The organism is Streptomyces sp. NPDC104307 (assembly GCF_055584045.1).
Map to the genome: position 1 here is coordinate 41,782 of NZ_JBVJMU010000019.1, position 24,988 is coordinate 66,769.

Annotated in this window: 20 protein-coding genes; 15 read left to right on the forward strand and 5 right to left on the reverse strand. The window is 70.3% G+C overall.

Annotated features, from left to right (window positions below; genetic code table 11):
* Positions 1–169 precede the first annotated feature (169 nt).
* The gene (locus ACZ601_RS33175; protein ID WP_469544894.1) at positions 170–868 is read right to left on the reverse strand and encodes an HAD family hydrolase; all 699 of its coding nucleotides are present in this window, start codon (positions 866–868) and stop codon (positions 170–172) included.
* Positions 858–1,724 (reverse strand): GntR family transcriptional regulator, encoded by an 867-nt coding sequence (locus ACZ601_RS33180; protein ID WP_469544896.1) that lies wholly within the window; start codon positions 1,722–1,724, stop codon positions 858–860. The genes ACZ601_RS33175 and ACZ601_RS33180 overlap by 11 nt, the downstream gene beginning before the upstream one ends.
* Positions 1,725–1,907: 183 nt before the next feature.
* Here ACZ601_RS33180 and ACZ601_RS33185 point away from each other — a divergent pair, with 183 nt between their 5' ends.
* The 5 genes from ACZ601_RS33185 to ACZ601_RS33205 are packed head-to-tail and all read left to right on the forward strand — an operon-like array spanning position 1,908 to position 5,527.
* The gene (locus ACZ601_RS33185) at positions 1,908–2,459 is read left to right on the forward strand and encodes a hypothetical protein (protein ID WP_469544898.1); all 552 of its coding nucleotides are present in this window, start codon (positions 1,908–1,910) and stop codon (positions 2,457–2,459) included.
* Entirely contained in the window at positions 2,456–2,668 is a 213-nt protein-coding gene (locus tag ACZ601_RS33190; RefSeq protein ID WP_469544900.1) for a hypothetical protein, read from the forward strand. Before ACZ601_RS33185 ends, ACZ601_RS33190 begins: the two co-directional genes overlap by 4 nt.
* Positions 2,665–4,098 carry a replication initiator protein RepSA gene (gene repSA, locus ACZ601_RS33195; RefSeq protein WP_469544902.1) on the forward strand — a complete coding sequence of 478 codons (1,434 nt, stop codon included), beginning with the start codon at positions 2,665–2,667 and terminating at the stop codon, positions 4,096–4,098. Before ACZ601_RS33190 ends, repSA begins: the two co-directional genes overlap by 4 nt.
* Positions 4,095–4,292 (forward strand): helix-turn-helix transcriptional regulator, encoded by a 198-nt coding sequence (locus ACZ601_RS33200; RefSeq protein WP_329233307.1) that lies wholly within the window; start codon positions 4,095–4,097, stop codon positions 4,290–4,292. The genes repSA and ACZ601_RS33200 overlap by 4 nt, the downstream gene beginning before the upstream one ends.
* Positions 4,292–5,527 (forward strand): tyrosine-type recombinase/integrase, encoded by a 1,236-nt coding sequence (locus ACZ601_RS33205; protein ID WP_469544903.1) that lies wholly within the window; start codon positions 4,292–4,294, stop codon positions 5,525–5,527. The genes ACZ601_RS33200 and ACZ601_RS33205 overlap by 1 nt, the downstream gene beginning before the upstream one ends.
* Positions 5,528–5,547: 20 nt before the next feature.
* Here the strand turns inward: ACZ601_RS33205 and ACZ601_RS33210 are convergent, their stop codons facing one another.
* A complete protein-coding gene (locus ACZ601_RS33210; RefSeq protein ID WP_469544904.1) occupies positions 5,548–6,549 on the reverse strand; it encodes a CAP domain-containing protein in 1,002 nt (333 codons plus the stop codon).
* Positions 6,550–6,693: 144 nt separating this feature from the next.
* Here ACZ601_RS33210 and ACZ601_RS33215 point away from each other — a divergent pair, with 144 nt between their 5' ends.
* From ACZ601_RS33215 to ACZ601_RS33230, 4 genes are all read left to right on the forward strand, one after another.
* Positions 6,694–6,975 carry an acylphosphatase gene (locus ACZ601_RS33215; RefSeq protein ID WP_073739083.1) on the forward strand — a complete coding sequence of 94 codons (282 nt, stop codon included), beginning with the start codon at positions 6,694–6,696 and terminating at the stop codon, positions 6,973–6,975.
* 438 nt (positions 6,976–7,413) lie between these two features.
* Positions 7,414–7,626: a hypothetical protein gene (locus ACZ601_RS33220; protein WP_024494492.1), complete on the forward strand. Its 213-nt coding sequence runs from the start codon at positions 7,414–7,416 to the stop codon at positions 7,624–7,626.
* Between the two features lie 353 nt (positions 7,627–7,979).
* The gene (locus tag ACZ601_RS33225; protein ID WP_469544906.1) at positions 7,980–11,807 is read left to right on the forward strand and encodes an AAA family ATPase; all 3,828 of its coding nucleotides are present in this window, start codon (positions 7,980–7,982) and stop codon (positions 11,805–11,807) included.
* Positions 11,808–11,949: 142 nt separating this feature from the next.
* Positions 11,950–13,368 (forward strand): sugar porter family MFS transporter, encoded by a 1,419-nt coding sequence (locus ACZ601_RS33230; RefSeq protein WP_469544908.1) that lies wholly within the window; start codon positions 11,950–11,952, stop codon positions 13,366–13,368.
* Positions 13,369–13,414: 46 nt separating this feature from the next.
* On the opposite strand, the gene ACZ601_RS33235 is transcribed toward ACZ601_RS33230, so the two are convergent.
* Positions 13,415–14,380, reverse strand: a complete 966-nt coding sequence (locus tag ACZ601_RS33235; protein ID WP_469544909.1) for an LLM class flavin-dependent oxidoreductase — start codon at positions 14,378–14,380, stop codon at positions 13,415–13,417.
* A 212-nt stretch (positions 14,381–14,592) separates the two neighbouring features.
* Between ACZ601_RS33235 and ftsY the strand changes: the two genes are divergently transcribed.
* The gene (gene ftsY, locus ACZ601_RS33240) at positions 14,593–15,789 is read left to right on the forward strand and encodes a signal recognition particle-docking protein FtsY (RefSeq protein WP_469544911.1); all 1,197 of its coding nucleotides are present in this window, start codon (positions 14,593–14,595) and stop codon (positions 15,787–15,789) included.
* Positions 15,790–15,900: 111 nt separating this feature from the next.
* On the opposite strand, the gene ACZ601_RS33245 is transcribed toward ftsY, so the two are convergent.
* Positions 15,901–16,560 (reverse strand): bifunctional DNA primase/polymerase, encoded by a 660-nt coding sequence (locus ACZ601_RS33245; RefSeq protein WP_440578595.1) that lies wholly within the window; start codon positions 16,558–16,560, stop codon positions 15,901–15,903.
* Positions 16,561–16,984: 424 nt separating this feature from the next.
* On the opposite strand from ACZ601_RS33245, the gene nsdA reads away from it, so the two are divergent.
* The 5 genes from nsdA to ffh all read left to right on the forward strand — a co-directional run bounded on the left by nsdA (position 16,985) and on the right by ffh (position 24,680).
* A complete protein-coding gene (nsdA, locus tag ACZ601_RS33250; protein WP_469544913.1) occupies positions 16,985–18,460 on the forward strand; it encodes a transcriptional repressor NsdA in 1,476 nt (491 codons plus the stop codon).
* A gap of 365 nt (positions 18,461–18,825) precedes the next feature.
* Positions 18,826–20,178 (forward strand): ammonium transporter, encoded by a 1,353-nt coding sequence (locus tag ACZ601_RS33255; protein WP_469544915.1) that lies wholly within the window; start codon positions 18,826–18,828, stop codon positions 20,176–20,178.
* Complete coding sequence (locus ACZ601_RS33260) at positions 20,175–20,513, forward strand: P-II family nitrogen regulator (protein ID WP_003965965.1); 339 nt, start codon at positions 20,175–20,177, stop codon at positions 20,511–20,513. Before ACZ601_RS33255 ends, ACZ601_RS33260 begins: the two co-directional genes overlap by 4 nt.
* A 31-nt stretch (positions 20,514–20,544) precedes the next feature.
* Positions 20,545–22,998, forward strand: a complete 2,454-nt coding sequence (locus ACZ601_RS33265) for a [protein-PII] uridylyltransferase (RefSeq protein ID WP_469544917.1) — start codon at positions 20,545–20,547, stop codon at positions 22,996–22,998.
* Positions 22,999–23,129: 131 nt separating this feature from the next.
* Complete coding sequence (gene ffh, locus ACZ601_RS33270; RefSeq protein ID WP_469544919.1) at positions 23,130–24,680, forward strand: signal recognition particle protein; 1,551 nt, start codon at positions 23,130–23,132, stop codon at positions 24,678–24,680.
* The last annotated feature ends 308 nt before the right edge of the window (positions 24,681–24,988 follow it).

Here is a 24,988-nt window from a genome sequence, read left to right on the forward strand (position 1 = left end):
CTCATGCCCCACGGGCCTACACAGCGGGCGCGCGTCGGCGGCGGCAGCGCCGAGCGGGCCGAAGGCAGGAGCGCGGGCGCAGCCAGAGCCGGGAAGCGCGCCCGGCGGAGCGGAGCGCAGCCGGGTGCTTGATGAGGTAGAGAAACCTGTAACCCGGCCTGCGTGCTCGCTAGGAGATCTGCTCGGCGGAGAGGGCGTCCGCGATGGCTTGCATCTCGTGGGTGATGGCGTTGGCACCCAGAGAAGCGAACGTCTCGGCCTTGGTGGGCTTGTTGGCGTAGCCGATCACGCTGGCTCCAGCAGCCCGTGCGGCTTGGATGTCAGTCACTGAGTCACCGATCAGAGCGCATCCAGAGACGTCCACGTGCATCAGTTCAGCGGCGTGGATCAGCGGATACGGGTTCGGCTTCATGAGATGCGGCTGCTCGGATGGGCGGCCCACGATCTCGGCGACGTATCCCCCCAACCTATGACGGTCCAAGAAGGCCCTCACGCATTGGGCCGAGTTGTTACTCACCACTGCAACCCCTCGGTTGGACTCCTTAGCCGCCAGCAGCGCAGCCACAGAACCCGGCGTCGGAGGTCCGGCAACCTCAACCGCCCGAACCTCTGCTGCCGTGAGGGCCTGCTCGATTCTCTGGCCCAAGGCCGCGTCCGCCTCGTGGGCAATGCTGAGTACCTCGATGGGGTCGGTCGTCCCCATAGCCTTCGCGCCCGCAGCTTCGTCTTCAGCCGACAGCAGCCGGGTCAGGTCGCTGGCAACTTGCGGTGCCGGCAGTCCGGCGAACACGTCGCAGAGAGGCCCGTCGAAGTCGAACAGTAGGACCCGGGCCCCGGTGAGTGCCTGACTGAGCGGGTCAGTGGGCATCGAGATCGAAGTCCCTTCCGATGGTTCCCCACACGCTGTCGAACCACATGCCAGCCTGCTGCACCTGCTGGGCACCGCTGGAGGATTCGCCGTCGTTGAGGGAGTGGTGGAACAGCACAGTGTCCTTGCCCACCAGGTCGTAGATCTCAATGGTTTCGCCTTGGGCGACGACCTTGTTGGGCCGGATCGGGTAGTACCCGAAGAAGGCGTCCTCGCCGTTGATGACGTACAGCTTGAAGAAGGGCGTCCCGCTGTGAACGCGCACCTGGATGCGAGTTGCTGAGACCAGGCCCAAGTGCTCCAGCTCAGCAAATGAGTCACGGATGCTGCGGGTGTAGCTGATCATGATCTCCCGCATGCGGTCACGGAGGCGCTGATCATCCTGGCCGTCCGTCATCCGGACCGGCGCGGCCTGGGGCACCGACATGTCCGGGACGAGTATCCGCATGGTGATGCTCTGCGGCGTCAGCCTGCCTACTCGGATCTTGTCCAGTGGTTCTTGGAGTGCACCGTGCAGGGTTTCGCTGGAGAACCCGGCGAAGTCGATGGTGACCTCATCCCGGCTGAACGCCTGCTCTACATACGGGCGAAGACCAGATGGACGCTCGGTGCGGTTGCGGACGTAGACCCCGCTGCCCTTTCGGGAGATGACAAGGCCCTCGTCCTCCAAGTCCCGCAAGGCCCGTTGGATCGTGGCCCGCGCGAAGCCGTACAGCTCGGTTAGCTCCTTGTGGGAGGGGAGCTTCTCTCCGGGGGCGATTCGACGGGTGCGGATGGCGGCGCTCAGGCTGCTTGCCACCTGCTCGTACGGCGGTCGGTCGTCGTCAGGGTCCAGCGGTTCGGGAACGAAGCTCATCCCCTGATGGTAGGGGACCACAAGCCCACAGGGACAGCCATGTCGGTCAAGTTGTTGACATGGCTAGCCATGTTCTTTAACTTGGGATGTGGCCAACCAAGCTAGTCAGGTTGGTCAAGTCGGGGCGGCACCCCTACGGCCAAGCAGATGTGCCGCCCCTCGTCCCCTGAGGGAGCTTCCATCATGCCTGCAACGCTCATTGCTCCGCGCACCACTCCGGACAGCCCCGACGCTGTTTCTCCTGTTTCGGTAGGGGAGCTGTCGATCGTGGAGCGGATGGTCGCGCTGTACGCCTCCGACATGCCGAACCGCTACCGCTTCGGCAAGGGCGACGATGCCCAGCTCGGGTCCTGGATCGTTCAGGGTGTGGCCCGGCTGGGGCTGGAAGAGGTGTACCGCTCGGCCGCGTACGCCCAGAGCTACCGGCTCCTGTCGCTGGCCAACCTCACCACGGCCGATCAGACCCGGGCCCACTCCGCTCGTTTCACCAACCTTCGTCGGCTGGACCGCGCGGAGTCGGTCGCTGGCATTTCCAGCATCGGTCCCGACAGCGTCCCCGTCTCCGCCTCGGCGGTCGCCCGCAGTCGACGCCCGATGGTCGAAGGCGGCTGCCCCTGCGGCGGTACCGGGTGGATGGAGCTCCAGGTACTTGACGGTGAGGCGCTCTCGCGGTCCTGCCCGGCACACAACCCGACCGGGAACCTCGTCAATCGGCGTGTGGCGGTGACCGGATGAGCTTCCCCGACGACGCCCTGCACGCCGCTGAATGGGCCGACGAGAAGCGGGCCGAACAGATCGGCATGTACCTCGACGCCCACGACGTACGCCCCTACACCCGCTTCTTCACCGTGATCGATGACGCCCACTACGCCGAGGAAGACGCCAAGGTACGCGGCCTCTACCCGCCCATCGGGCACGGCTACCCCAGGGAGGACGACCAGTGACCGTCTTCCCCGTCGCCCCCTCGGCCGTGGCTGGCACTGCTGCGGTCGTGGGCACCGACCCCCTGACCCTGGCCGACCTCTTACGCGTCGCCAACGCCCCCGGCTTCGACCGGTGGCAGGAACAGGTACGCCATACCGGTGGCTGCTCGGACCCGATCCACCTGGAGGGCATGACCACCACCCGCGACGCGAAGTCGGGGCAGGTGCTCTACTCCTACAGCACCCAGGGCGAACCCGGCGGACGCCTCCGCGTCGCGTGCGGAAACCGGCGTGCCTCCCGGTGCCCCTCCTGCGCCTGGACCTACGCCGGGGACACCTTCCACCTGATCCGCGCCGGACTGACCGGCGACGTGAACAAGGGCACCCCGGTCACGGTGCGCACGCACCCCAAGGCCTTCGCCACGCTCACCGCCCCGTCGTTCGGCCCGGTCCACAACCGCCCCACCCGTGGCGTCTGCCGGTGCGGCACCGACCACCCCGAGAACTCCCCGCTGCTGGGCTCGGCGCTGAACCCGGCCACGTACGACTACGCGGGCGCGGTGCTGTGGAACAACCACGCCGGAGACCTCTGGCGCAGGTTCACGATCTACCTCCGCCGGGAGGTCGCCGCCCGCGCCGGCCTCTCCCAGAAAGCCTCCGCCGAGGCCTGCCGGGTCTCCTTCGGGAAGGTGGCCGAGTTCCAGAAGAGGGGCGCGGTCCACTTCCACGCGATCGTCCGCCTCGACGGACCGGACGGCCCCGACACCCCGCCCCCGTCCTGGGCCAGCGTCGCCCTGCTCTCCGACGCGATCCAGGCCGCTGCTGCCCGCGTGAGCGTGCCCGTCCCGCCCTCGGGCGACCAACCCGCCCGGACCCTGCGATGGGGTGCCCAGGTGGACGTACGCCCGATCGGCGCGGACAACGCGAACGACGACCTGACCGAACAGGCCGTGGCCGCGTACGTCGCGAAGTACGCCACCAAGGCGGCCGAGACGACCGGCACCGTGGACCGGCGCATCGGAGAGCTGGCCGAACTCGACAAGCTCACCGACCTCCCCGACCACGCCCGGCGCCTCATCGGCGCGTGCTTCGACCTGGACGACGCCTACCCCGAACGCAAGCTCTGGCAGTGGGCCCACATGCTCGGCTTCCGAGGCCACTTCTCCACCAAGTCCCGCCGCTACTCGACGACCCTCGGCGCGCTGCGACAGGTCCGGGCCGACTTCCGCGCCCGGCAGGAACGCCGCGAACGCGGACTGCCCGACCCGGACGACTCCCCGGAGGGCTCCACACTCACCCTCGCCCACTGGACCTACGCCGGACACGGCCACACCCCCGGCGAATCCTGGCTCGCCGCCAACATCCACCGCGACATCCAGAGCAACCGCGACACCGTGCGCGAAGTACGCGCCGAACTCGAAGCGCTCGACGGACCGGAGGTGTGGGCATGAGGCGTCCGCTCCCCGATCGCTATCTGACGCCAGTTGATCTGGCTGACCTCCTTGGCGTCCCGGTCGAGACGGTCTACCAGTGGCGCCGCAAGGACACCGGGCCCCGCGGCTTCCGCGTCGGCCGGCACCTCCGCTACGACCCCGAAGACGTGCGCGTCTGGGTCGCCGCGCTGATGGACAAGGAAGCTGCCTGATGGCCGGACACATCCAAGACCGCTGGTACAAGACCGAGCCGGGCCCGAACGGCAAGACGGTCAAGGTCGCGACCGAACGTCACGGCATCGGTATGCGTTACCGCGCCCGCTACGTCGGTCCCGATGGCAGCGAGAAGTCCAAGAGCTTCCCGGACAAGCAGAAGCGCAAGGCCGAGACCTGGTTGGCGAACATCGAGGCCGACATGTCCCGTGGCGACTACATCGCCCCGGAGGCCGGTAAGGCCACCTTCGAGCAGTACGCCACGAAGTGGATGAAGACGCAGATGACCGACCCCTCCACTCGGGAGTCCGTCGAGATGCGGTTGCGTCTTCACGCGCTCCCGCACATCGGCAAGCGCCCCATCGGTTCGTTCAACCCGACACACATTCGACTGTGGATGCGGATCCTTGAGGACGCGGGACTCTCGCCTGCGTATCGGCGCGGCATCTTCGCTCACGTCTCGACCGTCTTCACGGCCGCTGTCGAAGACCGGGTGATCCGGGCCAATCCATGCAGCGCAAGGTCTGTGAAGGCTCCCCGCCTCGACCCGCGCAAGGTCAAGCCTTGGTCTGGTGATCAGGTCAAGGCTGTGCGGGCTGCCCTGCCTGAGCGGTATCGGGCGCTTGTCGACCCCGCCGCCGGGTGCGGCCTTCGGCAGGGGGAGGTGTTCGGCCTGGCTGTCGAGGATGTCGACTTCCTCGGCGGTGTCGTGCATGTGGTCCGACAGGTGAAGCTCCTGCGCAACCGGCCCGTGTTCGCACCGCCCAAGGGTGGCAAGGAGCGGGAGGTTCCCCTGCCGGAGTCCATCGCCTTCGCGTTGGCCGGCCACCTCACGCAGTACCCGGCTGCGGAGGTCACCTTGCCCTGGAAGTCGTTGGATGGCCCGCCGGTTACCGCTTCGCTGATCTTTCGGAGCCCCGAAGGCCTTTCCCTGAACCGGAATCGCTTCAACGATCGCCAGTGGCGTCCCGGGCTCCGTGCTGCTGGTATAGCCAACGGGAGGGATAACGGGATGCACGCGCTACGGCACTTCTACGCATCCGTGCTGTTGGACGCGGGGGAAAGCATCAAGGCCCTGAGCGAGTACCTCGGCCACCACGATCCGGGCTTCACGCTGCGGACCTACACACACCTCATGCCGGCCAGCCAGACGCGTACGCGAGCTGCCGTGGACGCAGTGTGGGCCGCCCCGGTCGCCAATGACGGCCCCGAGACGGCCCACGAGAGTTCATAGGTCGCTGACCTGCGGAATTCTTAGAAGCCGAAGTCCTGGGTCCACCAGGGGCCGCCGGAGCCGAAGTGGACACCCACGCCGAGCGTCTTGTAGTCGCAGTTGAGAATGTTCGCGCGGTGGCCGTCGCTGTTCATCCAGGCGTCCATCACGGCCTGCGCGTCGGCCTGGCCGCGGGCGATGTTCTCGCCGCCGAGCCCGTCCACGCCGGCCGCGGCGGCACGGTCCCAGGGCGTCTTGCCGTCGGGGTCGGTGTGGTCGAAGAAACCGCGGGCCGCCATGTCGTCGCTGAAGTTCTGGGCGAGCGAGGCCAGCGAACTGCTCGCGGTGACCGGGCTGCAGCCGACCTTGGCGCGTTCCTGGTTGACCAGGGAGAGCACGGCGGCCTGGGCCGAGGTGCCGGCGGCGGGCGGCGCCGTGGTCTGTGGGGCGGCCGGTGCGGACGTGGAGGGGGCCGGAGCGGTGGCCGTCGGGCTCGTGGTGGCGCTCTTCGCGGCTCGTGCGGCGGGGGCCTTCGAGGTGGAGGCCTTCGAGGCCGAGGCCTTCCGGGACGGCTGCGCGCTCGCCGTCTTCCCCGCGTCCTTCTTCTCGGCCTTCCCGGCCTTCTCGGTTTCCTTCGCCGGTCCGGATGTCCTGGAAGGGGACGAGGAGGGCTTGCCGTCGGCGGAGGGGCTCGACTTCGTCGGGCCGTCGGCGCGGCCGGTGCCGCGGCTGGCGGTGTCGGACGCGGTGTGCCGGTCGGCCGGCGGGGTCGTGGAGCCGCCCTGGGACAGCAGGTCCGGGGCGGCCTGGGAACGCACCTGGTCGGCGGCCGAACCTCCGCTCAGGTAGTTGTCACCACCGGGCAGCAGACCGGAGGCCACGGCGACGGCCCCGACGGCCATGGCCGCGGAGACACCGAGCAGTCCTGTGCGCACCGGCAGGCCGGACCGCTTCCTGCGGCGGTCTCCCCGGCTCCGGACGGCGTCCCATTCCGCGCTTTCCTCAGCGGTGGGAGCTGCGGCGGAGCGTCGATGGCGTCCCATCTGCTGTGCCCTTCTGACGACCTGGACGCCGTTTTCGACGTCACCATGACTCACCCGATCGAGTGAGCTTTTGCGACGGGACTGTACGCCATGAGCTTTCGCCGAGAAGTGCTCCGAGAGCAATTGGGCAGTTAGCGTTCGGGCATGAACGAAGATGTACGACTCACCGCCTGGGTACGCGGTCGAGTACAGCAAGTAGGGTTTCGCTGGTTCACCAGGGCAAACGCTCTGGAGATCGGGGACCTCACCGGATTCGCCCTCAATCTCGACGACGGCAGGGTGCAGGTGGTGGCCGAGGGGCGGCGTGAGAATTGCCACCGTCTGCTGGATTGGCTGCGCTCGGACGACACACCCGGCCGCGTTGACGGAGTCACTGAGATCTGGGACACGCCACGGGGTGGATACGAGGGGTTCGCGATCCGCTGATCCGGTACCCGGAGGGGCGCGCGGGAAGTGCCGTGTTCGGGCTGTGTTCGAGGGTCGGCGCGGGGTGACGGCGGGGGGCGTCGTCGCGCGTACACATGAAATGACCTGCGGAATGATCCGGTGGTTGCCAAGAATCGGCTGCCGTGCGAGGCTGCCGCGAGAAGGATGATCTCCGCGCCCCTGAGGGCCCCGCAGGAGAGTCGCGCCGCATGATCGCCAGGCCGCGCGCCCCCGGGACGCCCTTCTCTACAGGGTGTGATCGTGTTGACCGTCAAACTTTTTGGTGAGACGCTGAAAACCCCGCGCACCTTAGCTGTTCGGTAGAGCTGTTAGGCAGCAGAACAGCAGTGAACACAGAGCACTGCCGAGCACCGCGGGTGCGATTCCCTCACGACCCACACCGCATCGGTCGGTCACTCATTGTGGAGGACCATCCTCATGGCAAAGGCGCTTCTCGGTTACGTCGGCGGTTCCGACCCGCGACTCCTCGCCGAGATGCGACGGCTTCAGCAGCGCGTCCAGGATCTTGAATCCGAGATCGTACGGATTCAGGACGAGAACGACGCGCTCAACGCCGCCGCTCAGCACCAGGAGTCGCTGCTCGACAGCATCGACATCGACGTACCTCAGGCGGAGCCGGCGCTGACCTGACCGATGGCCCCAGGGCCGGTCGGGCTGTACGCGTCAGCCGCACGGAATCATCGCCGGATCGTCACCGGATCATTGAAGATCGATTGCGCCGGATCATCGCTTGCTCATTGATTGCGTTTGATCTGCGTCTTCGTCTGCCTGTCAATTGATCCGGCACGCGCGTCTCCACGGAGGCGCCGGATCCGTCGACAGAGCAATGCACAAGATTTACCGGGGACGCTTCGGCGTCCCTTCTTTCTTTTCCCCTCCGAACCGCGCCCGTCCCGCCCCGGACGTACACCCCTTCCCTTACCGTCTGATGTGCCCTGCACCTTCATCAGCGAAACCGAGAGCGAAAGGTAGAGTCCGGCGGCGTGCACCTCAAGGCCCTGACCCTGCGTGGTTTCAAATCGTTCGCCTCCGCCACGACCCTGCGGTTCGAACCCGGGATCACCTGCGTGGTCGGCCCCAATGGATCGGGCAAGTCCAATGTGGTGGACGCCCTTTCCTGGGTCATGGGGGAGCAGGGTGCCAAATCCCTGCGCGGCGGCAAGATGGAGGACGTCATCTTCGCCGGTACCACCGGGCGGCCCCCGCTCGGCAGGGCGGAAGTGTCGCTGACCATCGACAACTCCGACGGGGCGCTGCCCATCGAGTACGCCGAAGTGACGATCACCCGGATCATGTTCCGCAATGGCGGCAGCGAGTACCAGATCAACGGCGACACCTGCCGGCTGCTGGACATCCAGGAACTCCTCTCCGACTCCGGCATCGGCCGCGAGATGCACGTCATCGTCGGCCAGGGCCAGCTGGACTCCGTACTCCACGCCGACCCGATGGGGCGCCGCGCGTTCATCGAGGAGGCCGCCGGCGTACTGAAACACCGCAAGCGCAAGGAGAAGGCGCTGCGGAAGCTGGACGCGATGGGGGCGAACCTGGCCCGGGTCCAGGACCTCACCGACGAACTGCGGCGACAGCTGAAACCGCTCGGCCGGCAGGCCGCGGTCGCCCGTCGGGCCGCCGTCATCCAGGCCGATCTGCGCGACGCCCGGCTGCGGTTGCTCGCGGACGACCTGGTCAGGCTGCACACCGCGTTGCGCAGCGAGATCGCCGACGAGGCCGAGCTGAAGCGGCGCCGGGAGGCGGCGGAGGCGGAGCTCAAGGCTGCGCTGGGGCGCGAGGCGGAGCTTGAGGACGAGGTTCGGCGGCTCACCCCCAGGCTCCAGCGTGCCCAGCAGACCTGGTACGAGCTGTCGCAGCTGGCCGAGCGGGTGCGCGGCACGATCTCACTGGCCGACGCCCGGGTGAAGAGCGCCACCGCCCCGCCGGAGGAGGAGCGGCGCGGCCGCGACCCCGAGGACATGGAGCGCGAGGCGGCCCGGATCCGCGAGCAGGAGGCGGAGCTGACCGCCGCGCTGGAAGCCGCCGAACACGCCCTGGAAGACACCGCCTCCCACCGGTCCGAACTGGAGCGGGAGTTGGCGGCGGAGGAACGCAGGCTCAAGGACGCCGCCCGCGCCCTCGCGGACCGCCGCGAAGGGCTCGCCCGGCTCAGCGGCCAGGTCAACGCGGCCCGCAGCCGTGCCGGTTCGGCGCAGTCGGAGATCGACCGGCTGGCCGCCTCGCGCGACGAGGCGCGGGAGCGTGCGGTCGCCGCCCAGGAGGAGTACGAACAGCTCAAGGCCGAGGTCGACGGGCTGGACGCCGGTGACGCCGAGCTCGGTGAGCGGCACGAGGCCGCCCGGAGCGAGCTCAAGGAGGCGGAGGCCTCGCTCTCCGCCGCCCGGGAGGCCGCCACCGCCGCCGAACGCAAGCGCGCCGCCGTCGCCGCCCGCCATGACGCGCTGGCCCTCGGGCTGCGCCGCAAGGACGGCACCGGAGTGCTGCTGGGTGCCCGGGACCGGCTGACCGGTCTGCTCGGACCGGCCGCGGAGCTGCTCACGGTGGCCCCGGGGCACGAGGTCGCGGTGGCCGCCGCACTGGGCGTGGCGGCGGACGCGGTGGCGGTGACGGACCCGGCCACGGCGGCCGAGGCGATCCGGCTGCTGCGGAAACTGGACGCGGGCCGGGCCGCGCTGCTGCTGGGAGGCGGCGGTGGCGCTCACGTACCCGGGCAGGGCGCGGAGGCGGAGCCCGCGCTCGCGGTCTTCCCCCGGGGCGAGACGGACCTCGCGCCCCGGAGAGAGGAAGCGGAGCCCGCGCCCCGGAGCGAGGCCGCGCACGTCCCGGGCCAGGCGGCGGAGCGGCTCCCGGTGCGACAGAGCGCGGACGGAACCGACGGAACCGACGGAACCGACGGAACGGGGGCGGCTCCGGCCGGACACCCGGCCGCGCCCGCGCTCGACGGTCTGGAGAACCCCGCCGTCGCGGACCTCGTCAGCGGGGGCCTGGAGAACCCCGCCGTCGCGGACCTCGTCAGCGGCCCCGTCGAACTGGTGGCCGCGGTGCGCAGGCTGGTACGGGACATGGTGGTCGTCGGAACGCTGGAGGACGCGGAGGACCTGGTGGCCGCCCGCCCGGAGCTGATGGCGGTGACCGGCGAGGGCGACGTCCTCTCGGCGCACTTCGCGCACGGCGGTTCCGCGGGCGCGCCCAGCCTCCTCGAAGTCCAGGCGTCCGTGGACGAGGCCGCCGCCGAACTGGCCGAACTGGCGGTGCGGTGCACGGAGCTGGCCGAGGCCCAGCGGCTCGCCGCTCAGCGGCGCTCCACCGTCGCGGCGCTGGTCGAGGAGCTGGGGGAGCGGCGCCGGGCCGCCGAGCGGGAGAAGTCCGGGGTGGCCCAGCAGCTCGGCCGGCTGGCCGGCCAGGCGCGGGGCGCGGCCGGTGAGGCTGACAGGATGGCCGCCTCCGCCGCCCGCGCCGAGGAGGCGCTGGAGCGCGCGACCCAGGACGCGGAGGAGCTGGCCGAGCGGCTGCTCGTGGCCGAGGAGGCCTCGCAGGACGGCGGCGACGAGGAGCCGGACAGCGCCGTCCGCGACCGGCTCGCCGCCGACGGCGCCAACGCCCGCCAGACCGAGATGGAGGCCCGACTCCAGGTCCGTACCCATGAGGAACGGGTCAAGGCGCTGGCCGGCCGCGCCGACTCCCTGGACCGGGGCGCCCGCGCGGAGCGGGAGGCGCGGGCCCGCGTCGAGCAGCGCAGGGCGCGGCTGCGCCATGAGGCCGCGGTCGCCTCCGCCGTGGCGTCCGGCGCCCGTCAGCTGCTGGCTCACGTCGAGGTGTCCGTCGTACGGGCCGAGCAGGAGCGGGCCGCCGCGGAGGCCTCGAAGGCCGAGCGGGAACGGGAGCTGGCGGCGGAGCGGCTGCAGGGGCGCGCGCTCAAGGACGAGCTGGACAAGCTGACCGACTCGGTCCACCGGGGCGAGGTGCTCGGTGCGGAGAAGCGGCTGCGGATAGAACAGCTGGAGGCGAGGGCCCTGGAGGAGCTGGGCGTGGAGCCGGCCGGTCTGGCCGCCGAGTACGGGCCAGACCAGCTCGTGCCGCCGTCCCCGGCCGCGGAGGGCGAGGAGCTGCCGGAGGACCCGGAGCATCCCCGCAACCAGCCGAAGCCGTTCGTCAGGGCCGAGCAGGAGAAGCGGCTGAAGTCGGCCGAACGGGCGTACCAGCAACTCGGGAAGGTGAATCCGCTCGCCCTCGAAGAGTTCTCCGCACTGGAGGAACGGCACAAGTTCCTCTCCGAGCAGCTTGAGGACCTGAAGAAGACCCGGGCCGATCTGATGCAGGTCATCAAGGAGGTCGACGAGCGCGTCGAGCAGGTCTTCACCGAGGCGTACCGGGACACCGCCCGCGAGTTCGAAGGGGTCTTCTCGCGCCTCTTCCCGGGCGGCGAGGGGCGGCTCATCCTGACCGATCCGGACAACATGCTCACGACCGGTGTGGACGTCGAGGCCCGCCCGCCGGGCAAGAAGGTGAAGCGGCTGTCCCTGCTGTCCGGCGGTGAACGGTCGCTGACGGCAGTGGCGTTGCTCGTCTCGATCTTCAAGGCCAGGCCGAGCCCGTTCTATGTGATGGACGAGGTCGAGGCGGCGCTCGACGACACCAACCTCCAGCGGCTGATCCGGATCATGGTGGAGCTCCAGGAGAGCTCCCAGCTCATCGTGATCACGCACCAGAAGCGGACGATGGAGGTCGCCGACGCGCTCTACGGCGTCTCGATGCAGGGCGACGGGGTCTCCAAGGTGATCAGCCAGCGGCTGCGCTGAGCCACCCTCAGGCTTCGAGAACCGAACATCTGGTCGCTGCGCGGACGTTTCATCTTCGAGTGGTGGCACAGGTGAACGTATGCGCCACTGGGTACAGCTCGCCCCCCACGCCTGCGTCTGCGGCCAGGCACCAGGAGTTCACGTGACCAGCACATCGCAGGGACCAGAGTCCGGAGCCAGAGCCGCCCACCCGGACCACCTCGGCCATGTCATCTTCATCACGGCAGCCGCGGCGATGGGCGGCTTCCTCTTCGGTTACGACAGCTCCGTGATCAACGGCGCCGTCGAGGCGATCCGCAGCCGGTACGACATCGGCTCCGGCACGCTCGCCCAGGTCATCGCCATCGCCCTCATCGGCTGCGCGATCGGCGCGGCCACCGCGGGCCGCATCGCCGACCGGATCGGCCGAATCCGCTGCATGCAGATCGCCTCGGTCCTCTTCACCATCAGCGCCGTCGGATCCGCGCTCCCGTTCGCGCTCTGGGACCTGGCGATGTGGCGCATCATCGGTGGCTTCGCCATCGGCATGGCCTCGGTGATCGGCCCGGCGTACATCGCGGAGGTCTCGCCGCCCGCCTACCGGGGCCGCCTCGGCTCGTTCCAGCAGGCGGCGATCGTCATCGGCATCGCCATCTCCCAGCTGGTCAACTACGGCATCCTGCAGATCGCGGACGGCGACCAGCGCGGCAAGATCGGCGGCCTGGAAGCCTGGCAGTGGATGCTCGGCGTGATGGTCGTGCCCGCGGTTCTGTACGGTCTGCTGTCCTTCGCGATCCCCGAGTCGCCGCGGTTCCTGATCTCGGTCGGCAAGAAGGACCGGGCCCGTCAGATCCTCTCGGAGGTCGAGGGCGAGGGGGTCGACCTCGACGCCCGGGTGACCGAGATCGAGACCGCGATGCACCGCGAGCACAAGTCGACCTTCAAGGATCTGCTGGGCAGCCGCCTCGGCTTCCTGCCCATCGTCTGGGTCGGTATCGGCCTGTCGGTCTTCCAGCAGCTCGTCGGCATCAACGTGGCGTTCTACTACTCGGCGACGCTGTGGCAGTCCGTCGGCATCGACCCGACCGACTCGTTCTTCTACTCGTTCACCACCTCGATCATCAACATCATCGGTACGGTGATCGCGATGGTGCTGGTGGACCGGGTGGGCCGCCGCCCGCTGGCTCTCGTCGGCTCCTGCGGCATGGCCATCGCGCTGGCCTTCGAGGCATGGGCCTTCTCCGCCAACCTGGTCGACGGCAAGCTCCCCAACACCCAGGGCGTGGTCGCGCTAGTCGCCGCCCACGTGTTCGTGCTGTTCTTCGCCCTGTCGTGGGGTGTCATCGTCTGGGTCTTCCTGGGCGAGATGTTCCCGAACCGGATCCGCGCCGCGGCGCTCGGCGTCGCCGCGTCCGCGCAGTGGATCGCCAACTGGGCGATCACCGCGAGCTTCCCGAGCCTCGCCGACTGGAACCTGTCGGGCACGTACATCATCTACGCCTGCTTCGCCACGCTCTCGATCCCCTTCGTCCTCAAGTTCGTCAAGGAGACCAAGGGCAAGACGCTGGAGGAGATGGGCTGACCCCCACGGTCCGTGTCGCGCGGCTCAGGCCGCGCGGCACACTCCGTCAGCCGCCGGTCGCCTCGCAGAACAGCCGCAGACTGCGCCACCCCTCCTCGACCGGCATCCCGCCGCACAGCGGATGCAGCACCAGGCTGTCCAGCTCCCGGCCCAGATCGGCGCACGCCTGCGGGGTGACGATCCGGTAGATGCCCTCCTCGCGCAGTTCCGCCACCGTCGTGGCCGCCGAGCGGACGGCCGAGCGGATGTCCTTGGACTGCCAGGAGGCGTACGTACGGGCCTCGTGCAGGAAGTGCTCCCCGTACTCGGCCCAGGTACGGTCCGGGTCCTCCGAGACGTGCAGCAGGGGCGTCTCGGCCGCGGGCATCATGCAGAAACCCTCGGTGCCGTGCTCCGCGCGCTGCTCGTGGTAGTACGCCTCCAGCTCGGGGAGATGCGCGCTCGGGAACAGCGGCAGCCCCAGCCGTGCCGCCCGCCGCGCCGCCGCCCGGGAACTGCCGCCGACCAGCAGCAGCGGGTGCGGCCGGGTGAACGGCCGGGGGGTCACCGTGACCGTCCGGCCGCGGAACTCGAACGGTTCCCCGGTCCACGCCAGCAGCAGCGTCTCCAGCAGCTCGTCCTGGATCCGGCCCCGCCTGCCCCATTCGACGCCCGCCCGCTCGTACTCCTCCGGCCGGTAGCCGATCCCCGCGACCGTGACCAGCCGGCCCGCGCTCAGCAGGTCGAGCACCGCGATGTCCTCCGCCAGCCGCAACGGGTCGTGCAGCGGCCCGATCACCGCGGAGACCGTGACCGCGATCCGGCCGGTCGCGCCGAAGACGGCCCCGGCCAGGACGAAGGGCGAAGGCAGCCAGGAGTTGGCGGCCCCGTGGTGCTCCTCGGTCTGTACGGTGTCGATGCCGTGCTCGTCGGCATACGCGGCCATGTCCAGGGCCGCGCGGTAGCGGGCCGAGAGCGAGTCGGGCGTGGCGGCTGGATCGACGAGGTTGAACCGGACGACTGTGAAGGCCATGACACTGTCCCCTTCGCCGGGCGGGCTGGGCGAGGCCGGACAGTAGCTGACGTAGCGTCAGAAGTGTAGGGGTGTGTCCTGCCGCCCCACATCGGGGCGAGGCGCGCCGGGGGATCGTCCTTTACCGTCATGCGTGACATATCGCGCACCCGGCCCCCTGCGGAACGGCCATTCCCCGATTGTTCCCGCGCGTGACTGATACTGGGTGGGTTATGGAATTCGTCATCCTTGCTGTAGTCATCGCCCTGGTCGCGGTCGGCGTGATCAGCGGGCTCGTGGTCAGCAGCCGCAAGAAGAAGCAGCTGCCCCCGGCACCGTCGAGCACGCCGACCATCACTCCTCCCGCCGAGCCCCATGTCGGCGAGGAGGCCGAGACGCCGCGCGACGAATCGCGCCGCACCATCGAGGAGGTCGGGCTCCCGCCCTCGGAGGCCGAGGAGGAGCGGGCCCCGGAGGCCGTCGCGCCCCCCGAGCTCGACGTTCCCGAGCCCACCGCCGGCCGGCTGGTCCGGCTGCGGGCCCGGCTCGCCCGCTCGCAGAACTCCCTCGGCAAGGGGCTGCTCACGCTGCTGTCCCGGGACAACCTCGACGAGGACACCTGGGAGGAGATCGAGGACACCCTCCTCACCGCCGACGTGGGCGTCGCCCCCACCCAGGAGCTGGTGGAACGGCTCCGCGAGCGCGTCCGGGTCCTCGGCACCCGCACCCCCGAGGACCTGCGCTCGCTGCTGCGCGAGGAGCTCCTCACCCTGCTCGGCACCGACTTCGACCGTGCGGTCAAGACGGAGAGCGGCGTCGACACCCCCGGCGTCGTGATGGTCGTCGGTGTCAACGGCACCGGAAAGACCACCACCACCGGAAAGCTCGCCCGGGTGCTCGTGGCCGACGGCCGCAGCGTCGTACTCGGCGCGGCCGACACCTTCCGGGCCGCCGCCGCCGATCAGCTCCAGACCTGGGGCGAGCGCGTCGGCGCCCGCACCGTGCGCGGACCCGAGGGCGGTGACCCGGCCTCGATCGCCTTCGACGCGGTGAAGGAGGGCATCGCGGAGGGCGCCGATGTCGTACTGATCGACACGGCGGGCCGGCTGCACACCAAGACCGGTCTGATGGACGAGCTCGGCAAGGTCAAGCGGGTGGTCGAGAAGCACGGACCGCTCGACGAGATCCTGCTCGTCCTGGACGCCACCACCGGGCAGAACGGCCTGGTGCAGGCCCGGGTCTTCGCGGAGGTCGTCGACATCACCGGCATCGTCCTCACCAAGCTGGACGGCACCGCCAAGGGCGGCATCGTCATCGCCGTCCAGCGCGAGCTGGGCGTACCGGTGAAGCTGATCGGACTCGGCGAGGGGCCGGACGACCTGGCCCCCTTCGTCCCGGAGGCGTTCGTGGACGCCCTGATCGGGGACTGAGACCGCCCGGACAGGAAGCAGCCCGGTCGCCCGGACATCGGGGCGGCCGGGCTTTTCGCTGTGCGGAGCGAGCCGTCGGGCAGCTTCGCTGTACGGAGCCGCCGGGCGGGCTCAGCCGCAGAGGGACCAGCGGTGGCAGATGTACGCCAGCGTGCCCAGCAGCAGCCGCGCTTCCGGCGGCGCCGCCGCGGTGTCCAGGGCGGGCGGGCGGAGCCAGCGGACCGGGCCGAGACCGCCCTGATCGGACGGCGGGGCGGTGACGTGGGAGCCGAGGCCGAGCGCCCGCAGGTCCAGCTCCGCGTCGTCCCAGCCCATCCGGTACAGCAGCTGGGGGAGTCCGGCGGCCGCGCCCGGTGCCACGAAGAACTGCGCCCGTCCGGCCGGCGTCACGGCCACCGGGCCCAGCGGCAGACCCATCCGCTCCATCCGCACCAGCGCCCGGCGCCCGGACTGCTCGGCGACTTCGAGGACGTCGAAGCTGCGGCCCACCGGCAGCAGCATCGCGGCGCCGGGCACCTCGGCCCACGCGCGCGCCGCGGTGTCGAGGCCCGCCCCTGCGGGCACCTCCCGTGCGAAGTCCAGCGGATGCGCGCCGGGGGAGGGGCAGTCGGCCGCCCCGCAGGAGCAGTGGCCGTCAGAGGCCCGCGCGCCCGGAGCGACGGCCCAGCCCCATAACCCCGTGTACTCGGCCACCGCAGTGCCCTCGGTCGCACGGCCGCGGCGCCGTGCGCCCGATCGCAGTTCGCGGATGCCGCCGATCGTGAAGCCCATGCCCCCTCCAACGGGTCCAACTCGCGGTGGTTACGGAACGGGGTTCAATCGTGACACTCCGCCGTCCCTGCCGGTCCCGCCGGGCGCGGGGCGCACACCTGAGTGTCCGGGCTCATTCGCACGCCCCTGAATGCACCTTTGCGCCTAGCGCTGATCGTCACCTGTCAAGTGAATCGCGCTGGACTGCGGTGGCGTTCATCCGAAGGGGTGGCGAATGGTGGCGTTTCCGCAATCACCCTCCCCGAGGGGGTGATCGTAGGATTACCGTCGGTACACGAACCATGGAAGTATGTGCGCCCATGGGTATGCCGGAGGCAACTCGATTTTCTGTTCGATGGTGTCCAACCTCCGTACGGACAGGATCGGTTCACGGCATTCTGAGAATGGTTCGCGGGCGGTATTTCGGCGGGATGGGGGCGTTCCAGTGAGTGGCAGCGGCGCAGGCGATTCGAATGCCGGTAAGCGCCCCAACGGGCAATTGGGATCATGGTTCGTGCGCAGCGGCTGGTCGAAGGGCGAGCTGGCCCGCCAGGTGAACCGCAGGGCACGCCAGCTGGGCGCCCACCACATCAGCACCGACACCTCACGGGTGCGGCGCTGGCTGGACGGCGAGCAGCCGCGCGAACCGATCCCGCGCATCCTGTCCGAGCTGTTCTCGGAGCGCTTCGGCAGCGTCGTCGCCGTCGAGGACCTGGGGTTACGTGCCGCCCACCAGGCCCCGTCCGTGGCCGGTGTCGACCTGCCCTGGGCCGGACCCCAGACCGTCGCCCTGCTCAGTGAGTTCTCCCGCAGTGACCTGATGCTCGCCCGCCGCGGCTTCCTCGGCAGCTCCCTCGCCCTCGCCGCCGGTCCCGCCCTCATCGAACCCATGCAGCGCTGGCTGGTGCCCGTCACCGCCGCCGCGGCCGCCGAGCCGGATCCGGAGGCCGTCGCCCGCCGACCCTCAAGGCTCTCCGGCCCCGAGCTCGACCTGCTGGAGTCCACCACCGCGATGTTCCGCCAGTGGGACGCGCAGTGCGGCGGCGGACTGCGCCGCAAGGCCGTCGTCGGCCAGCTCCACGAGGTCACCGACCTGCTCCAGGAGCCGCAGCCGGCCGCCACCGCCAAACGGCTGTTCCGCTGCGCCGCCGAACTGGCCGAGCTCGCGGGCTGGATGAGCTACGACGTCGGCCTCCAGCCCACCGCCCAGAAGTACTTCGTCCTCGCCCTACACGCCTCCAAGGAGGCCGGTGACAAACCGCTCGGCTCGTACGTCCTGTCCAGCATGAGCCGGCAGATGATCCACCTCGGCCGGCCCGACGACGCCCTCGAACTGATCCACCTCGCCCAGTACGGCAGCCGGGACTGCGCCACCGCGCGGACCCAGGCCATGCTGTATGCGATGGAGGCCCGCGCGTACGCCAACATGGGCCAGCCCAGCAAGTGCAAACGAGCCGTCCGGATGGCCGAGGACACCTTCCTCGACGCGGGAATCGACGGCGAGCCCGAGCCCGACTGGATCCGGTTCTTCTCCGACGCCGAGCTGAACGGCGAGAACTCCCACTCCTACCGCGACCTCGCCTATGTGGCAGGCCGCAGCCCCACGTACGCCTCGCTGGCCGAACCCGTCATGCAGAAGGCGGTCCAGCTCTTCGGGGAGGACGACGAGCACCAGCGCTCCTACGCCCTCAACCTGATCGGTCTCGCCACGGTCCACCTCCTCAAGCGCGAGCCCGAGGAGTCCACCGTGCTGGCCGAGAAGGCGCTGCGCGTCGCCAGGAAGGTCCGCTCCGAGCGCGTCAACACCCGGCTGCGCAAGACGGTCGACACCGCGGCCAGGGACTTCGGGGACATCCCCGAGGTCGCCCAGCTCACCGATCTCCTCACCGAACAGCTGCCCGAGACCGCGGAAGCGGTCTGAAGGCACCCAGGCCCCGGCCACGACGACCACCCCGCACAGACCGACTTCGGCTCCCCCGATTGCCAGGTCAGTGGGTGGTCGCCGTGGCCGGTTCGTGTGGTCGTTCCCGTACCGGAGCGTCGTAACCGCACCGTATGCGGCCCCGGCCGCAGAGTAGGTGCGAGCGCGGGAACAGCACGGGTGGTTCATGGGGACGTAACACGTCGCTCGCCTTCGTCACTGCGGCGAAACACCACGCGGCATCCATGGAAACGGCGCTGAGCGAATCTCATGGCGCATAAGGACGGCCCCTTTCCCCAGTGGTTCCGCACGTGGTTGTGCCCCCATCGCCCGCACGCGGCCGCACCGACGACGAGGAGACGCCGATGCCCCCAGGCATCACGACGTTCGCAGCAGACGCCCCGACGCTGTCTGCCGCCAATACCGGATTCATGCTCATCTGCTCCGCCCTCGTGATGGTCATGACCCCGGCCCTGGCCTTCTTCTACGGAGGCATGGTCCGCGTCAAGAGCACCCTCAACATGCTGATGATGAGCTTCATCAGCCTCGGGATCGTCACGATCCTCTGGGTGCTGTACGGATTCAGCCTCGCCTTCGGCTCCGACATCGGTTCCTTCATCGGCTGGAGCTCCGACTTCGCCGGCCTCAGCGGGATCGGCGTCACGGAACTCTGGGACGGCTACACCATCCCGGTCTACGTCTTCGCCGTGTTCCAGCTGATGTTCGCCGTCCTCACCCCGGCCCTGATAAGCGGTGCCCTCGCGGACCGGGTCAAGTTCACCTCCTGGGCGCTCTTCATCACCCTCTGGGTCACCGTCGTCTACTTCCCGGTCGCGCACTGGGTCTGGGGCGCGGGCGGCTGGCTGTACGAGCTCGGCGTCATCGACTTCGCCGGCGGTACCGCCGTCCACATCAACGCCGGTGCCGCGGCCCTCGGCGTGATCCTCGTCATCGGCAAGCGGGTCGGCTTCAAGAAGGACCCGATGCGGCCGCACAGCCTGCCGCTCGTGATGCTCGGCGCCGGACTGCTCTGGTTCGGCTGGTTCGGCTTCAACGCCGGCTCGTGGCTCGGCAACGACGACGGCGTCGGCGCGGTCATGTTCGTCAACACGCAGGTCGCCACCGCCGCCGCGATGCTCGCCTGGCTCGGCTACGAGAAGCTCCGCCACGGCTCCTTCACCACCCTGGGCGCCGCCTCCGGCGCCGTCGCCGGACTCGTCGCCATCACCCCGGCGGGCGGCGCGGTCAGCCCGCTCGGCGCCATCGCGGTCGGTGCCATCGCCGGTGTGCTGTGCGCCATGGCGGTCGGCCTGAAGTACAGGTTCGGCTACGACGACTCCCTGGACGTCGTCGGCGTCCACCTCGTCGGCGGCATCGCGGGCTCCCTGCTCATCGGCTTCTTCGCCACCGGCGGGGTCCAGTCCGACGCCAAGGGCCTCTTCTACGGCGGCGGGCTCGACCAGCTCGGCAAGCAGGCCGTCGGCGTCTTCGCCGTCCTCGCGTACTCTCTGGTCGTCTCCGCGATCCTCGCCTTCATCCTCGACCGGACGATCGGGATGCGGGTCGAGGAGGACGACGAGGTCTCCGGCATCGACCAGGTCGAGCACGCCGAGACCGCTTACGACTTCAGCGGCGCCGGCGGCGGTCTGTCCCCCCGCCCCACGCCTCCCGGCCCCGGCACCACGGCAGCCCCGACGAACAAGAAGGTGGACGCATGAAGCTCATCACCGCAGTCGTGAAGCCACACCGGCTTGACGAGATCAAGGAGGCCCTCCAGGCCTTCGGCGTCCAGGGCCTCACGGTCACGGAAGCCAGCGGCTACGGGCGCCAGCGCGGCCACACAGAGGTCTACCGGGGCGCCGAGTACACCGTCGACCTCGTCCCGAAGATCCGCATCGAGGTGCTCGTCGAGGACGAGGACGCCGAACAGCTCATCGAGGTTGTCGTCAAGGCGGCCCGGACCGGCAAGATCGGTGACGGCAAGGTGTGGAGCGTGCCCGTCGAGACCGCCGTCCGAGTCAGGACCGGCGAACGCGGCCCCGACGCACTCTGACCGACGATTCCGTGAACGGAAAGGCAGCCGGGTGACGAGTACCGAAGTGACCACCGAATCCGAGGACTCGGGACCCAGCGGCTATGCGGCGGCCCGGCTGCGCCTCCTCCAGGGAGAGGCGCGGTCCGGGCCGCCGCGCCGTGCGGCCCTCGCCTCGCTCACCGACGACTGGCTGAGCGCCCTCTTCGCCTCCGCCACCGCACACGCCGGAGTCCGCGGCGCCGCCCTCGTCGCCGTCGGCGGCTACGGACGGGGCGAACTCTCCCCGCGCAGCGACCTCGACCTGCTGCTCCTGCACGACGGCAGCGCCGACGCCGGAGCCGTCGCCACCCTGGCCGACCGCATCTGGTACCCCGTCTGGGACCTCGGCCTCGCCCTCGACCACTCCGTACGCACCCCCGCCGAAGCCCGTAAGACAGCGGGCGAAGACCTCAAGGTGCAGCTCGGCCTCCTGGACGCCAGGCCCGTCGCCGGTGACCTCGGCCTCGTCGCCTCGCTGCGCACCGCGATCCTCGCGGACTGGCGCAACCAGGCCCCCAAGCGGCTGCCCGCACTCGACGAGCTCTGCCGCGAACGGGCCGAACGCCAGGGCGAGCTCCAGTTCCTCCTGGAACCCGACCTCAAGGAGGCCCGCGGCGGCCTGCGCGACGCCACCGCCCTGCGCGCCGTCGCCGCCTCCTGGGTCGCCGACGCACCCCGCGAAGGCCTCGCGGAGGCCCGCCGCGTCCTGCTGGACGCCCGCGACGCCCTCCACCTGACGACCGGCCGCGCCACCGACCGCCTCGCCCTCCAGGAACAGGACCAGGTCGCCGGCGCCCTCGGCCTCCTGGACGCCGACGCCCTGCTGCGCCAGGTGTACGAGGCCGCCCGCACCGTCTCGTACGCCACCGACGTCACCTGGCGCGAGGTCAACCGGGTGCTGCGGGCCCGCTCGGCGCGCCCCAGGCTGCGCGCTATGCTGGGCGGCGGCAGGGCCCCGGCCGTCGACCGCAGCCCGCTCGCGGACGGCGTCGTCGAGGCGGACGGCGAGGTCGTGCTCGCCCGCACCGCCCGGCCCGAACGCGACCCGGTGCTCGTCCTGCGTGCCGCCGCGGCCGCCGCCCAGTCCGAACTCCCGCTCTCCCGCCACGTCGTACGCCACCTGGCCGGTGCCGCCAAGCCGCTGCCGGTGCCGTGGCCGGCCGAGGCCCGGGAGGAGCTCGTCACCCTGCTCGGCGCGGGTGAGGCCACCGTGCCCGTCTGGGAGGCCCTTGAGGCGGAGGGGCTGATCACCCGGCTGCTGCCCGACTGGGAACGGGTCCACTGCCGCCCCCAGCGCAACCCCGTCCACACCTGGACCGTCGACCGCCACCTCGTCGAAGCGGCCGTCCGCGCCTCCTCCCTCACCCGCCGCGTCGGCCGCCCCGACCTGCTGCTCGTCGCCGCCCTGCTGCACGACATCGGCAAGGGCTGGCCCGGCGACCACTCCGTCGCGGGCGAGGTCATCGCCCGTGACATGGCCGCCCGGATCGGCTTCGACCAGCACGACGTGGGCGTCATCGCCACCCTCGTACGCCACCACCTGCTGCTCATCGAGACCGCCACCCGGCGCGACCTCGACGACCCGGCGACCGTCCGCTCCGTCGCCACCGCCGTCGGCAGCGCCTCCACCCTGGAACTGCTGCACGCACTCACCGAGGCCGATGCCCTCGCCACCGGGCCCGCCGCCTGGTCCACCTGGCGCGCCTCCCTCGTCACGGACCTGGTCAAACGCGTCGCGGCGGTCCTCGCCGGCGAGGAACCGGAGGAGCCCGAGCCCGCGGCCCCGAGCGCCGAACAGGAACGCCTGGCCATCGAGGCCCTGCGCACCGGCGAACCGGTCCTCGCCCTGCATGCCCAGACCGAGACCCCGCACGAGGACGACGCCCCGGAACCCGTCGGCGTCGAACTCCTCATCGCCCTCCCGGACCGGCCCGGGGTCCTCCCCGCCGCCGCCGGGGTGCTGGCCCTGCACCGGCTCACCGTGCGCGCCGCGGACCTGCGGGCCGTGGAGCTCCCCACCGAGCTGGGCGGGAGTGCCGACGTACTCCTGCTCAGCTGGCGGGTCGCCGCCGAGTACGGGTCCCTGCCCCAGGCCGCCCGGCTGCGCGCCGATCTCGTACGCGCCCTGGACGGCTCGCTGGACATCCGGTCCCGGCTGGCCGAGCGCGAGGCGGCCTACCCGCGCCGCCGCGGGGTGAAGGCACCACCGCCCCGGGTGAAGGTCGCGGCGGCCGGCTCCCAGCTGGCCACGGTGATCGAGGTGCGCGCCCAGGACGCCCCGGGGCTGCTCCACCGGATCGGCCGGGCCCTGGAGCAGAGCGCGGTACGGGTCCGCAGCGCGCATGTGTCGACGCTCGGGGCCAACGCGGTGGACACGGTCTATGTCACCGGTCAGGACGGCCTTCCGCTGGCGGCCGACCGCGCGGCGGAGCTGGCCCAGGAGGTCGAGAAGGCGCTCGGCTGAGCGCTTTCACCCTCTGCGGCAGCCCTCGTCCGTCATGAGAACCGGGCGAGGGCTTTGCGTTCCACGGCGTCCGGATACCCTGGGGAGCGACTGACCCATCCCGCCCCCGACCCTGAGGACCGACGAGCGCCGTGTTCGATACTCTCTCCGACCGCCTTGCCGCGACTTTCAAGAACCTCAGGGGCAAGGGCCGCTTGTCCGAGGCGGACATCGACGCCACGGCTCGCGAGATCCGTATCGCCCTGCTGGAAGCCGATGTCGCCCTGCCCGTCGTCCGGTCCTTCATCGCCAACGTCAAGGAGCGGGCGCGTGGCGTCGAGGTCTCCCAGGCGCTGAATCCGGCCCAGCAGGTCGTCAAGATCGTCAACGAGGAGCTCGTCTCCATCCTCGGTGGCGAGACCCGGCGGCTGCGGTTCGCCAAGACCGCGCCCACCGTGATCATGCTCGCCGGCCTCCAGGGCGCCGGTAAGACGACCCTCGCCGGGAAGCTCGGCCTCTGGCTGAAGGGCCAGGGCCACTCCCCGCTGCTCGTCGCCTGTGACCTCCAGCGCCCCAACGCCGTGAACCAGCTGAGCGTCGTCGCCGAGCGCGCCGGCGTCGCCGTGTACGCGCCCGAGCCGGGCAACGGTGTCGGGGACCCGGTCCAGGTCGCCAAGGACTCGATCGAGTTCGCCAAGACCAAGGTCCATGACATCGTCGTCGTCGACACCGCCGGCCGCCTCGGTATCGACCAGGAGTTGATGCAGCAGGCCGCGGACATCCGCGACGCCGTCAGCCCCGACGAGATCCTCTTCGTCGTCGACGCGATGATCGGCCAGGACGCGGTCAACACCGCCGAGGCCTTCCGCGACGGCGTCGGCTTCGACGGTGTGGTGCTCTCCAAGCTCGACGGCGACGCCCGCGGTGGTGCGGCCCTGTCGATCGCCCACGTCACGGGCAAGCAGATCATCTTCGCGTCGAACGGCGAGAAGCTTGAGGACTTCGACGCCTTCCACCCCGACCGGATGGCCTCGCGCATCCTCGACATGGGTGACCTGCTCACCCTGATCGAGCAGGCGGAGAAGACCTTCAGCCAGGACGAGGCCGCCAAGATGGCCTCCAAGCTGGCGTCCAGCAAGGGCAAGGACTTCACCCTCGACGACTTCCTCGCCCAGATGGAGCAGGTCCGCAAGATGGGCTCCATCTCCAAGCTGCTCGGGATGCTGCCCGGCATGGGGCAGATCAAGGACCAGATCAACAACATCGACGAGCGCGACGTCGACCGCACCGCCGCGATCATCAAGTCGATGACCCCGAAGGAGCGCGCCGAGCCGACGATCATCAACGGCTCGCGCCGCGCCCGTATCGCCAAGGGCTCCGGCGTCGAGGTCAGCGCCGTGAAGAGCCTGGTCGAGCGGTTCTTCGAGGCCCGCAAGATGATGTCGAAGATGGCACAGGGCGGCGGGATGCCGGGCATGCCCGGGATGCCGGGCATGGGCGGTGGCCCCGGTCGGCAGAAGAAGCAGGTGAAGCAGGCCAAGGGCAAGCGCAAGAGCGGCAACCCGATGAAGCGCAAGGCGGAGGAGGCGGCCGAGGCCGCCCGCCGCGAGCAGGCGGCGCAGGGTGGCGCGCTCGGTCTGCCGGCCGGTCAGGAAGACAAGAACTTCGAGTTGCCGGACGAGTTCAAGAAGTTCATGGGCTGACCTGTCCTGCGGGGTTCCGTCCTCGGGCTTGGGTGGTGCGGGTGCTCCGCCGGGTGCGGGGTGCGCCTGCCTGGTGGGTGGGGGTTCGGGGTCCCTCCGGGGCGTCTCCTCAAACGACGAACGTGCGGGGGGTACGCATTGCGTACCCGGGTCTGTGTTCGTCGTTCTGCGGGGACTCCCCTGCACGCCCCCGAACCCGCCCGTCGCGCGTCTGCGGCAGTCGTGGGGCCGGTGTGCAGACGCGACTGGGCCTGGGGTGGGGACGTGCAGGGGAGTCCCCGCAGAAAATGGCGTACGACCCGGGTCTC